Annotated in this window: 10 protein-coding genes and 1 tRNA gene; 7 read left to right on the top strand and 4 right to left on the bottom strand. The window is 68.3% G+C overall.

Going from position 1 to position 12,472, the window contains the following annotated elements; genetic code table 11:
* On the bottom strand, window positions 1-149 hold a 149-nt coding region (locus D7V93_RS25245; RefSeq protein ID WP_279636947.1), incomplete at its 3' end, for an Ada metal-binding domain-containing protein.
* A 120-nt stretch (window positions 150-269) separates the two neighbouring features.
* Window positions 270-343: transfer RNA gene (locus tag D7V93_RS25240), tRNA-Ile, on the bottom strand.
* Between the two features lie 213 nt (window positions 344-556).
* On the opposite strand from D7V93_RS25240, the gene D7V93_RS25235 reads away from it, so the two are divergent.
* Genes D7V93_RS25235 through D7V93_RS25225 form a run of 3 tightly spaced genes read left to right on the top strand, consistent with a single transcriptional unit; the run spans window position 557 to window position 3,562 of the window.
* Window positions 557-1,891, top strand: a complete 1,335-nt coding sequence (locus D7V93_RS25235) for an MFS transporter (protein WP_279636946.1) — start codon at window positions 557-559, stop codon at window positions 1,889-1,891.
* A gap of 15 nt (window positions 1,892-1,906) precedes the next feature.
* On the top strand, window positions 1,907-2,611 hold the full coding sequence (locus tag D7V93_RS25230; RefSeq protein WP_158623851.1) for a phytanoyl-CoA dioxygenase family protein: 705 nt from the start codon (window positions 1,907-1,909) through the stop codon (window positions 2,609-2,611).
* A 3-nt stretch (window positions 2,612-2,614) separates the two neighbouring features.
* Window positions 2,615-3,562, top strand: a complete 948-nt coding sequence (locus D7V93_RS25225) for an aldo/keto reductase (RefSeq protein WP_120645829.1) — start codon at window positions 2,615-2,617, stop codon at window positions 3,560-3,562.
* A gap of 13 nt (window positions 3,563-3,575) precedes the next feature.
* Here D7V93_RS25225 and D7V93_RS25220 read toward each other — a convergent pair whose 3' ends face one another.
* Window positions 3,576-4,688 carry a YncE family protein gene (locus D7V93_RS25220; protein WP_120645828.1) on the bottom strand — a complete coding sequence of 371 codons (1,113 nt, stop codon included), beginning with the start codon at window positions 4,686-4,688 and terminating at the stop codon, window positions 3,576-3,578.
* 79 nt (window positions 4,689-4,767) lie between these two features.
* Window positions 4,768-6,879 (bottom strand): TonB-dependent receptor, encoded by a 2,112-nt coding sequence (locus D7V93_RS25215; RefSeq protein WP_120645827.1) that lies wholly within the window; start codon window positions 6,877-6,879, stop codon window positions 4,768-4,770.
* 258 nt (window positions 6,880-7,137) lie between these two features.
* On the opposite strand from D7V93_RS25215, the gene D7V93_RS25210 reads away from it, so the two are divergent.
* The 4 genes from D7V93_RS25210 to D7V93_RS25195 form a co-directional block, all read left to right on the top strand.
* Window positions 7,138-8,877 (top strand): nitrilase-related carbon-nitrogen hydrolase, encoded by a 1,740-nt coding sequence (locus tag D7V93_RS25210; protein ID WP_158623850.1) that lies wholly within the window; start codon window positions 7,138-7,140, stop codon window positions 8,875-8,877.
* A gap of 30 nt (window positions 8,878-8,907) precedes the next feature.
* A complete protein-coding gene (locus D7V93_RS25205) occupies window positions 8,908-9,690 on the top strand; it encodes an ABC transporter ATP-binding protein (RefSeq protein WP_120645825.1) in 783 nt (260 codons plus the stop codon).
* A 54-nt stretch (window positions 9,691-9,744) separates the two neighbouring features.
* The gene (locus D7V93_RS25200; protein ID WP_120645824.1) at window positions 9,745-11,511 is read left to right on the top strand and encodes a nitrilase-related carbon-nitrogen hydrolase; all 1,767 of its coding nucleotides are present in this window, start codon (window positions 9,745-9,747) and stop codon (window positions 11,509-11,511) included.
* Window positions 11,508-12,472: cobyric acid synthase (locus tag D7V93_RS25195; protein ID WP_147451311.1), on the top strand; the 965-nt coding region annotated here is incomplete at its 3' end. The genes D7V93_RS25200 and D7V93_RS25195, both read left to right, overlap by 4 nt.

The following is a 12,472-nucleotide window of genomic DNA, read 5'->3' as shown; positions in this document are numbered from 1 at the left end:
GTGCAGTTCTCGAAGCGGGGGGCGCGGGCCGGGCAGACGGGGCGGCAGTAGATGCGCGTCGTCTTCACGGCCGTGAAGAAGCGCCCGTCGAAGCGGGTATCCCGCGTCGTCAGCGCGCGGTAGCAGGCGGCGGGGTCCAGGCCGTTCATGGGGCCAAGCTCCCACAGGGCAACGGGGCTGTCTGGCCGTTTTCGGACGTGGACGTGCCGGGGACGCTCTGGCCGGAAAAAACGATGCCCCGTCCCCAGGAGAACCCGGGGACGGGGCAGTGGCCAGGGTCGGACTTGAACCGACTACCTGCGGATTATGAGACCGCCGCTCTAACCAGGTGAGCTACCTGGCCGTGAAGCCCCGCCCCTATATCGAGCCGGCCGCGTCGTCGCAAGAACTTCGAAAAGGGGCCTTCTGGAAGCGCAGGACCCGCCCTGGGCCGCAGGGGACGCCCCGTCATCCTGCCCGCAGGCCAGCCAGCCTGGTCCGATGACTCGCAGGGTCCGCCACTGCTCGCTCGGATGTCGTTTCTCCCGCCTGAAATAACCGATTAACCTCCATTGTCGTGCTTCGACTGCCGACGTCCTTCCTCGCAATCTGGCTTGGACAGCTCGTGTCGACGCTCGGCACCGGGGTTGGCAGCTTCGCGATCACCGTATGGCTGTGGAGCAAGACGCAGCACGCCGTGTCCATCACCACGCTCGAGATGTGCTCGTTCGGCGTCGTCGTCCTGGTCAGCCCGCTGGCCGGCGCCCTGGTGGATCGCCTGGACCGGCGGTGGGCGATGGCCGTGGCCGATCTGGGGGTCGGTGCGGTGATTCTCGGCGTGCTGTACGTCGACAGGAGCGTCGGGCTGGAGCCCTGGCACCTCTACGTCGCCAAGCTGCTGACCGGCGCCTTCGTGGCATTCCAGACGCCCGCGTATCTGGGCGTGGTGACGGTGCTCCTGCCGAAAGAGGCCTACGCGCGCGCCAGTGGCTTGATGTCGCTGTCGTTTTCGCTCTCGGGCCTGCTCGCTCCGGTGATCGCGGCGACGCTGTACTCGGCCATCGGCCTGCACGGCATCCTCGCGCTCGACGTCGCGAGCTTTGCGTTCGCCGTCGCGCTCCTGCTCTTCGTCCGGATTCCCGGGCGCGCGCTGGCGGCCGTCGGCGGAGCGCGTCCACGTCTCCTGGACGAGGCGACCTACGGCTTCCGGACCATCTTCGCCAGCAAGAGCCTCATCGGCCTGCTGTTCGTCCTCGCGGGCAATAACTTCCTGGGCATGTTCGGGATCCTCCTGCCTGCCCTGGTCCTGGCCCGGACGGGTGGACAGGAGCCGGTCCTGGCATCGGTCATGGTCGCCGGTGCCATGGGGGGAATCGCCGGCGGAATCGTGACCGGCATCTGGGGCGGGCCGCGAAGGCGCATCCACGGAATCCTGTGGGCCATCCTGCTCAATGGCGTGTTCGGCCAGCTCCTCCTCGGCCTGGGCCAGACGCCCATGATCTGGCGGGTTGCGTCTTTTCTCTCCTCCTTCCTGTTTCCCATCCTGCACGGGTGCAATCAGGCGATCTGGCAATCGAAGATCCCCGCTGATGCCCAGGGTCGGATCTTCGCCGCCCGGCGCATCGTGGTCGACGCGATGGTTCCCGTCGCCATGCTGATCGCGGGCCCGCTCGCGGACTACGTGCTGGAGCCGGCGCTCGCTCCGGGCGGAGTGCCCATCCTGTCCCGGCTCGTCGGAACGGGCCCCGGCTCCGGGATGAGCGCGATCTTCCTTTTCGTGGGTCTGGCAGCCATCGCGCTGGTCGTGTTCGCGTACCGGATTCCTTCAATCCGAAACATCGAGACGTTGGTCCCCGACGCCAGTGACACGGCTTGCGCACGCCCCGCCGTCCTGGCAGGAAATGACGCGTAGCGGAGGATGGACGACATGTTGCCTGCACAGCTGGCGCGCATGGGGTATGCCGAGCCCATCTCACTCCTCGAGCGCGCCGCGATCGACCGCTACCGGGCGAGCTTTGACGAGTCATTGGCCGCGAGCGGCGGCAAGCCCGAGCCCCACGACCTGTCCGGCTACCACCTCAAGCACCGCTGGGCGTACGAGCTGGCCACCACGCCCGCGCTGCTCGACCGCATCTCCTCCGTGCTGGGACCCGATCTGGTGCTGTGGGCGAGCCACTTCTGGTACAAGCCGCCGTTCTCGGAGGATCGCGTCCCCTGGCATTGCGACGCGGTGTACTGGCCTGTCCTCAATCGCGACATCCACCTGACGGCGTGGATCGCGCTCAGCGCGAGTGATCGCGGTAACGGTTGCCTTCGGATGATTCCGGGCTCGCACCGGACCGTGCCGCATGACACCCAGCTTCAGGACCCCACCGCACTGTCGCTGCCGATCGCCGATCTGGAGATGGCCCCTGGCCAGGTGACGTTCTTCTCTGGATACCTGTTTCACGGCTCGGAGGGGAACATGAGCGCCAGCCCGCGCATCGGCTACGCCCTGCGGTTCAGCACGCCGGCAGTCCGGTTCGACGAGGTCCAGGTCAAGTCGGGCTTCAACTACCTGCGGTCGATCCTCGTCCGAGGGACCGACCGCTATCACCACAACGACTTCATGGCGGCGCCGCCGCCGTTCTAGGCCATGGACCATCGCACGCTCGGCTCCACTGCGCTCTCCGTCAGCCGGCTCTGCCTGGGGACGGTGAACTTCGGACTGCACACGTCCCAGGAAGAGGCCTTCCTGATCCTCGACCAGGCCTTCGACCACGGCATCAACTTCATCGATACAGCCGAGGCCTACAGCGAGGGGCGTTCGGAGAGCATCCTCGGGAACTGGCTGGCGCTCGCGCCGCACCGGCGCAGCCAGATCGTGCTGGCGACCAAGGTGTTTCGTGCGCCGGACGAGCCACGGCTGACCGCGCGGCACATCGCCCAGGCGTGCGACGCCAGCTTGCGGCGCCTGAAGACCGACCGCATCGAGCTGTTCCAGGTCCATCACGTCGATCGCGCCTGTCCCTGGGACGAGCTGATGGAGGCCCTGGCGCGCCTGATGCGGGACGGCAAGATCCAGCACGCGGGAAGCAGCAACTTCGCCGCGTGGGACATCGCCTGCGCCGGCAGCTTCAGCCAGCAGCGCGAGCTGCCCGGGTTCGTCTCGGAGCAGAGCGTCTACAACCTGCGCAGGCGCCTGCTCGAGCTCGAGGTCATGCCGTGCTGTCGCAGCTTCGGGATGGCGCTGCTGGCGTACAGCCCGCTAGGAGGGGGCCTCCTGGCCGGAGCGCCGACCGGCGCCTCCCCCGGGCGCCGCGCGGACAGCTGGGTGCAGCGCATCGCCGAGCAGCATCGAGGACAGCTCACCGCGTTCCACGAGCTGTGCCGCGAGGCCGGGCACAGCGCCGCGGACGTCGCGCTTGCCTGGGTCCTGCGCAACGCCAATGTCACTGCGGCCATCATCGGCCCTCGGACGGTCGAGCAGCTGGCGCAGAACCTGGGGGCGCTCACGCTGGAGCTCAGCGAGAGCCTGGTGGCGAAGCTCGACGAAATCTGGCCCGGGCCCGGCGGCGAGGCGCCGCAGGCCTACGCCTGGTGACTCCGCAACCCCCTCAGTACCGGCTGATGTCCCGCGCAGGCAGGCCGAGCGACGGGCCCGGGTTGAAGGACGAGACCTCCCGCACGGTGCCCGGCGTGCTCGCATCGTAGATGTGGATGCGCGGCGCTGACGCGGTGCCGTCCGTCAGGAAGATGCGCTTGCGTTGGAGGTCCGCGAGGCTTGCTCCCAGGACGAAGGACTCGGAGGCTTCGAACAACCGGGTCGCCTGCGAGCTGGAGAGCCCGAGGGTCCAGAACTGATCCGGCGGTGAGCCGGAGAAATCGCCCGCGGTGATGGCGAAGATCTCCTGCTCGCTGAAGATGGCACTCTTCCCCAGCAAGATGCGGCCCCCGAACGCGGAGGCGTCCACCACGCCCTTGATCGCCGGAGGCGAGGCTCCCAGGTCGATGGCCACGAGCCCGGAGTAATTGGCTTGCTGCGCGCCGTCGCTGAAGACGCCAGCGCATGAGACCCACAGCGTCTTCGTCGAAGCCAGGTACGTCATCGTCGAGCAGTTCTTCTTGCCAGGAATGTCGACATACCCCACGACGGTGTCCGAGCCCGGATCGATGATGACCACCCTTCCCATGGAGCCTGACTGGAAGCTCGGGCTCAGGGCATTCAGCGAGACGTAGACCCTTCCCTCGGCGAGGAGGGCCTGGTCGGCCCGGGGCAGCACGCTCGGATCAGGTGACGTGCCCAGCAGGTCGATGCGCCCCAGGATCTTCGGCACCGACGGGTCGATGATGAGCAGATCATTCCCCTCATCGAAGTCCTCCAGGGCCGGTGTGGGAGCGTTGTTCCGCTCGTACCGTGTCACGTAGGCCTTGTTCGCGCCGAGTGACACCACGTCATGCGGGTTCGCGGCGAACCCGGTGCCTACCGCGAGCTGCCGGAGCGGCTGGCAGGTCCGGGGGTCCACCCACGTCAGCGCGGCGTTGCCCCGGTCGATGAGCAGCACCTCGTGCCCTGCCTGGGGGTTGGAGGGCAGCGCCACGTCTCCCGACAGAGCCTGTGACAGCGCGGGCGCTCGGGTCCCCGAGTTGATGCAGTCGTCCCTGCTCAGCATCCCTTCCGAGTCGAGGAGGGAGAGGGAGACGGACCGGTAGTCACTCGCGAGGACCATGAGGCCTTCCTCCGCGCCGCCTCCTCCTGGTTCCTCTGTGTCGCCACAGCCGGCTCCCACGAGCGCCGCGAGGGCCCAGCTACGACACGCTCGGAACCAACGCTTCCTCATTCGATGACGCATCACGCTCTGCCTTGCTCTGGGAGTGGAGGGGAGGGGACCAGCTCAGGGTCGCGAAGAAAGCACGGCCGGGCAGCGGGAAGCCCACCAGATCATTCACGCGGGAGTTGCCGAGGTTCTGGGCGCTGAGCACGAGCCGCAGGCGCTGCGGCTCGAACGAGATGGAGCCGCCCGCGCCGAAGAGCAGGCGCGAAGAGACCCGCACCAGGTTGGCCGGATCGAGGTAGTTGCCGCCCGTGAAGTGCCCGTCCACGTAGGCGCCGACCCTGAACCGGCCGAGCGGTAGCTTCTCCAGCTCGAGCCGGCTGTAGGTCTGGAAGCGGGGCCGGAGGGGCAACTGCCGGTCCCGGCTCGCGGCCACGTTCGAGGTATCCAGGGCATCCGTGAAGGTGCCCTGCGCGCGCAAGCTCAGGTGGCGGTACGCACTCACGCTCACCGAAAGCTCCGTGCCCAGGATGCGCGCCTGCCCGATATTGATGGCACGGGCCTGACCCTGCGCGTTCTGCTGGAACTGGATGAGGTCGTCGACGAGGGCGCCGAACACGGCCGCGTCGAGATTCACATGCAAGGGCCCCAGGGGCCGAGCCAGCGTCGTGCCGAGGTCCGCGTTGAAGCCCGACTCGGGCTGGAGCTTCGGGTTGCCGAGGAGGAAGCCCGTATTGCCATACAGCTCCGTCGAGGACGGCAGCCGCGCATATCGGCCGAGGTTCGCCCGCATGGCCAGCTGCTCGGACGGCCGCGCGATGAGGGCGAGCCGCAGCACCGGGAAGGTGCGGGTGATGGGCGGCTGCTCAGGCACCGGCTGCCCGAAGGGGTCCCGTCCCGAGACGACGTCCCTGGCCACCTCCAGCCGCGCGGAGGGCATGACATCCAGCTTCAGCGAGGGGAACCAGACATTGGCTTCAATGCCTGCCGCGCCGAAGAGCCGCGACGACGGGGTTCCGCTCGCGCGCCCCTCCAGCAGGTCCCGGGGCTTGGAGGACTCGTACCGCCCGTCGAGCAGGCCCGTGAACCGCAGCCGGGGCCCGAAAGGCTGGGACGCCCGCAGGGTGGAGCCCAGGGTGGTCGTCGTGTCACGCGAGGACGTCGGGATGGGGGCGACCTCTCCCAGCGGATCCCGGAAGCGCTGCTCCGTGAGCAGGGTATAGAACTGCGCGCGCAGGCGTCCTCCCGGCCCCAGGTCCTCCCGCGACTCGTAGCTCGCGCTCCCCAGCAACCGTAGCGTCGACAGGTCCGACTCCCGGGTGTCATAGATGCCCAGCCCGGGGACGCCCTGGTTGCGTGCGAAGAGGGACAGCGAGGCTCTCACCTCGCGGCGCCTGGACAGCGTGAGCACGCCGCGCACCAGACCGTCCACCTGGCGGAAGTCGTTGTTCTGGCGTTGGACGTTCCGGTCATCGCTTGGATCGAACGCGGTCCCGTTGTCGGAGAAGTAGCCGAAGTCACCGCGCGCGCCCATCACGTGGACACCGCCATACAACCGCACGGGCTTCATCACGGCCGAGCCCGCCGCGCCGGCGGACCAGGTGCCGAAGGAGCCGCCTCCCACGTCCAGGGAGAGCGTGTCCTCGGTCGGCACGCGGGTCGTGATGGAGACGACGCCACCCAGGCCCGACTCGCCGAACCCGATCGGGCTCATCCCACGGTAGACCTCGATGCGCTCGACGTCCCCCAGGGGAAGCGCGCCCAGGTCGACCCCTCCACCGGTCATCGAATTGAGGGGCACCCCATCCACATAGACAGACACCTGGCTCGGGGTCGAACCCCGGATCGAGATGCTCGCCTGGGAACCCAGCCCTCCCAGTTGGGTGACTGACACCCCCGGCAGCTCGGAGAGGAGCTGCGGCACGGACTCGCCACTTCGCGGCGTGCGGTTCTCCGTGATGGTGGAGGCGGAGGCCGCCTCGTCCTCGCGAGGCCGGTCTGGCGCCCGGGTGACGCCCTGGACCACCGTCTCGCGGACCGGCGGCGCGGCCTGCTCCGCGGGAGGCGTCTCCTGGGCGAGCGCCGTGGCGCATGCCCACGTGAGCACGAGCGCCCCACCGCGCATGAGCTGGCGAGCCTTCGTCATCCGTTCCACTCAAGGCTTGTCATGTCGAGGAGCGGTGTCATCATGCGCATGCCTTTCTGGAACTCGGGCCGCTCGCGGCGCGGCGAAGTCAGCGCGCTGGCTTAGAACCCATTCAGGATGCTTGGCAAGCCAGAGCAGCAAGCACCCAGCGTTGACTTTGGCCGCAGTAGCCGCCCTAATCTCCGCTGTCCGATTCTTCAGAGAAGTCCGAGTCGTGCACGGGATTCTTCCACCCGCAGGACCCTCCAGCGAACGCCTATGAAAAGAAACAGAGTTGTCGCGGTTGCTTGTCTTGTAGCGGCCTTCCTCGGCGTCTGGCCCACGAGCGCGAGCGCCGTTGCCGTCAAGGTCGCGCTCGTCCATTCGAACCCGGAGCTGGGCAACGCCCCGGCCAACGTCGCGACGCTGAACACGCTGGTCGCCGAGGCCTTCGCGAATGGCGCCAAGATCATCGTCACGCCGGAGCTCGCGACGACCGGCTTTTCAATCACCCAGCAGCAGGTGATCGACGGGCTCGGGTTCACCGCGCCGTATCCGGAGCTGAGCCAGATCCGGGACCTGGCGATCCAGCACCAGGGCTACGTCGCCGTGGCCATCGCGGAGAAGACGCTCGACGGGAAGATCTACAACACCGCCGTCATCTTCGGGCCCACGGGCGTCGTCCAGACGCAGCAGAAGCGAGGGCTCTCCGGCTGGCATGACCGCGGGGTGCTGCCCTTCGATGTCATCACCACGCCCTATGGCGAGCTCGCGACGATGATCTGCTCGGACTCGTACCTGCCGGACTGGATCCGGATCGCCACCCTGAAGGGCGCTGACATCGTGCTGCTCCCCTCCAACTGGTGGGGTTCGGGGATGGAGACCATCTGGCAGACCCGCGCGCGGGAGAACGGCGTCTGGTTCCTGGCCGCCAATCGCTGGGGCACGGAGGTGGATACCCGCTACGGCTTCCCCTACACGTATTACATGAACGATGCGCCGTCGGCCGTCATCAAGCCGAATGGGCAGATCACCCTGATCCACCGTGCCGAGGACGACGCGGTGCCGCAGACCCGGATCCTGTACTCCACGGTGAATGTGGAACCGAGCCGCATCGGGACGGCCTTCAACCCCGCCTACAGCGTGTCGCAGCGCCGCCCCGAGGCCTACGGGGAGATCGCGAACAACTACTACCGGCGGGATATCGAGTACGTGGAGGCGCCGGGCCTGCCACCCACGGGGACGACCCGGGTCGCGACCCTGGCCTTCCGCCCGGTGCTGAACGCCCAGACGAACGTGCAGAAGATCCGCCAGCTGTACGCCACCCAGGCCCCCGGGGCGGAGGTGGTCGTGCTCCCCGGTCTGGGAGTATCGCTGGCCCCGGTCAACACCCACACCTCGGGCTGGCGCGCCGCCGAGCCGTGGCTGTCGCTCCAGCAGTTCGTGAACGAGAAGAGCATCTCGTTGCTCGTGACGACGATCCACGAGCGGGTGCCCGGTTCGCCGCAGCTCCGTGAGTCGCTGCTGCTCGTGCGCAGTGGCGCGCAGGCCCAGGTGAAGCCGCAGATCCACAACTCCCTGACCGCGCTCGGCAGCGGGGCCGAACCCGTCGTGCTGGATCTGCCCCACAGCCGCGTGGGCATCCTCACCGGCCGTGACGCGCTGTTCCCCGAGACGGGCACGCACCTGGCGAAGTCTGGCATCGACCTGCTGCTCATCTCCTCGTCCGTGGGCGTCAACACCGTCCTGGAAGGAAGCTTCGCCGCCAGCTATCTCTGGGACGTGGCCGCGCTGCGCAACCTGTGGACGACGCGGAACAACGAGGTGTTCCATGTGGCCGCGTCGGACTGGACGGGCAATGGCGTCCTCATCGAGAACGGCGGTGGCTACATCAGCCGCATGGAGGAGCTGGACGCGTCCGTGCCCGCGGGCTCCCTGGACCTTGACTCGTCGTTCGTGCGGCTCAAGTTCCTGAACTCCTACTACGCGTTCGACCTGGCCTCCCTGCTCGGGAACTGAGCGGAGGTGAGGGATCCCGGCCTTCCCACGATGACGAGCCCTCTGCTGCAGGTCGAGCACCTCCACGTTCACCAGGGGCAGCAGAGGGTGCTTCACGAAGTGGGCCTCGAGGTCAGGCCGGGCGAGCTGTGGTGCATTCTTGGCCCGAACGGGGCAGGGAAGAGCACGTTGCTCAGGGCGTGCATGGGCATGGCACGCCCGAGCGCGGGCACGGTACGGATTGACGGCAGGGACCTCGCCGCCATCCCCCGCGCCGAGCTCGCCCGGGTGCTCGCGTGGGTGCCCCAGTACGTGGACACCTCCATGGGCTTCACGGGGCTGGAGCTGGTGCTCATGGGCCGAAGCCCCTACCTCGGCCTGTGGGGACTTCCTTCCAGTGGTGACCTCCAGAAGGCGCGGGAAGTCATGCGGGAGCTGGGGATCGAGTACCTGGCCTCGCGCAGCGTGATGGCGACCTCGGGCGGTGAGCGGCGTCTGCTGCTGCTCGCCCGGGCCCTCGTCCAGGCTCCGAGGTTGATGCTCCTCGACGAGCCCACTGCGTTCCTGGACCTGAAGCACCAGGTGGAGCTGCTCGCGCACCTGCGGGAGCGCGTCCGCGGCGGCATGGCCGCGGTCGTGGTGCTCCATGACGTCAACCTCGCGCTGGCCTGCGCGGATCGCGTGCTGCTGCTCAAGCAGGGCGCTGTCCTGGCCCAGGGCGCCGCCGGCGAGATCCTCCGTGAGGACCTGCTGAGAGCCCTCTTCGACGTGGACATGGATCGCGGCGTGACGAACGCCGGCCAGGTCGTGTTCGTCCCTCGCACCCTGCGATAGAATCACTCCCCGCGGCCTTCATGACGAAGGCAGGCACGCTCAGCAGGGGGAGCCATGAGACAGCTCGCAGTCGTCGCGGCGCTGTGCGTCTGGGTGACCGTGGTGCCGGGGTGCTCATCGAAGCAGAGAGGCCCGCCCGCCGGCCCACCGGACGTGACGGCCCGGATCGCGCTCCTCCACATGGACCCCCAGCTCGCCGCGCTCGACGAGAACATCGCCAGCATTTCGCGGCTGGCGGAAGAGGCGTTCTCGAAAGGAGCGAACATCGTCATCGCGCCGGAGCTCGCGACGACAGGCTATTCCATCACCGCGGAGCAGGTCCGGAGCTCGCTCGGGCTGGGAATGCCCTATGCGAAGCTGCAGCCCCTGCGCGAGCTGGCGGCCCGCCATTCCGGCTACGTCGTCGTCGGACTGGCGGAGACCGCCGAGGACGGTGCGCTGTACAACGCCGCGGTCACTTTTGGCCCGAAGGAGTTCCTGCGCGTCCAGCGCAAGCGCGGGATGGCGGACTGGAACAGCAGCGGAGACCTGCCGTTCGACATCATTCCCACCGAGTTTGGCGATATCGCGATGGTGATCTGCTCGGACACGTACCTGCCAGACTGGATTCGCATCGCGACCCTGCATGGCGTGGATGTGATGGTCGCACCCGCGAACTGGTGGGGCGACTCCGGGCAGGGCCGTATCTGGCGGACGCGCAGCCGCGAGAACGGCGTCTGGATGGTGGTCACGAACCGGTGGGGGCAGGAAGAAGACACGCGTTACACGCCCCCGTATCACTACGACATGAATGACGGGCCCTCCATGGTGACCGACCCCCGTGGACAGGTGCTCCTCACCTATGAGGCCAAGGACACGTCCCCGCCCGGGGGCAAGATCCTCTACGCCACGGTGAAGATCCCCGCGGAGCGGATTGGCAGGGCGGGCAACACGACGGACTCCGTGGTGTACCGGCGGCCGGAGGCCTATCAGGCGATTGCCAATGATTGCTGGCAGCCGGGGGCGCCTGCCTCCTGTACCGCGGACCTGCCGCCCGCGGGAAAGACCGTGGTGGGAAGCCTGGCCTATGTGCCCTCGCCGAACGCCGGGGAGAACCTGGACCAGGTGCAGGCGCGCTGGGGCACGCAAGCGGTGGACGTCCTCGTGCTCCCGGCGCTGGGCATCGCCGCCGAGCCCGTTTCGCCCGAGGCTCCGTGCTGGTGGTGCCAGGGGCCGTGGCTCCGCTGGCAGCAGCTGGTGGAGGAGCGGGGGCTCCAGCTCCTCGTGACCACCGTGAATGAAGCGCCGAAGGGGGCCGCGCCCCGGGAGTCGCTGCTGCTGCTGCGGCCGAAGCTCCCGCCACGGCTGATTCAACCCATCCACGGCAATGGGACGACGCCCGGCACGGGCAGGTCGCCGGAGCTCATCGACCTGCCCCATGCGCGCGTCGCCGCCGTCTCGGGGTGGGACTTCATGTTCCCCGAGATCTCGACGGCGCTGGCGAAGTCGGGAGTCGACGCGGTGCTGGTCAGCTCGAGCCTTGCCTCCGAGCGCACTCCGGAGCGGTCCCGCTGGGATGTCGGGATGCTGCGCGCGGCCTGGGAGGTGGATACCAACTCCGGCTTCCACCTCGCGGCAGCGGACTCGGCGGGCCATGGCCTGCTGGTCGAGAGCGGTGGGATGTACACCGTGCAGGCCCTGGAGCTGCAGGGCAATGAACCCCTGAAGCCACTCCCGCTGGACAGCCAGCCGGTCCGCACCCGCAAGCTGAATGTCTACCGTCCGTTCGACCTGAAGGCGCTGCTCGGCACCGAGGGTTCCACCGTGCAGTCCGCGCCATGAGGGCCACCTCTCGCTGGATGGTGCTCGGCACCGCGTCGAACGTCGGCAAGTCCCTGCTCGCTGTCGCACTGTGCCGCCACCTGCGCAGCCAGGGACGGGCGGTGGCGCCCTTCAAGGCGGTCAACATCGCCCTGAACTCGTGGGTGACCGCGGCGGGAGAAGAGATGGGCATGGCCCAGGCCCAGCAAGCGCTCGCAGCGGGGGCCGAGCCCGAGTCCAGCATGAACCCGGTGCTGATCAAGCCGGGGGCCGGTGGGCGTGCGCAGCTCGTGGTGCGTGGGAGGATGGCTCCGGAGCTCGACCCGCTGTCACCCGACGAAAGGCGAGCGCGGCTCCGGGAGGTCATCCGGGAGGGCTACGAGCAGCTGGCGGCGCGATACGACACGCTCGTCCTGGAGGGAAGCGGGAGCACGGCGGAGCTGAACCTGGCGGAGGAGGATCTGTCGAACCTCTCCGTGGCCCGCATGTCGGGGGCCTCGTGCATCCTCGTGGCCGACATCGAGCGGGGAGGCGTCTTCGCCTCGCTGCTCGGGACGTTCGCGCTCCTTTCCCAGGCCGACAAGGCGCGCTTCGTGGGGTTCGTCATCAACAAGTTCGCGGGCGACCCGGCGTACTTCACGGAGGGGGTCCGTCTGCTGGAGGAGCGCAGTGGCCTGCCCTGCCTGGGCGTCATCCCGGTCCTTCCCGGGCTGCGCCTCAAGGACGAGGACCTCCTCGCACTCCCCCATCCAGACGAAGGCGCCGCCAGCGGGCAGGTGCCCGGGGTGCGCGTCGCCGTGGTGAAGCTGCCGCACCTGTCGAACTTCTCGGATTTCGTGCCCCTGCTCGGTGAGCCCGGCGTGGAGTTGAGGTACGTGGAGCATCCGGCGGACCTGGGAGACGTGGAGCTGGTGGTTCTTCCCGGGAGCAAGTCGACGCTGGCCGACCTCGCGTGGCTCCGGGCGGAGGGTTGGGCAGACAC

It is taken from the genome of Corallococcus llansteffanensis (assembly GCF_003612055.1).
In the GTDB taxonomy this organism is placed as follows: Bacteria; Myxococcota; Myxococcia; order Myxococcales; family Myxococcaceae; genus Corallococcus; species Corallococcus llansteffanensis.
The sequence above is the reverse complement of the archived record's forward strand: the minus strand, read 5'-3'. Positions and strand labels throughout refer to the sequence as shown.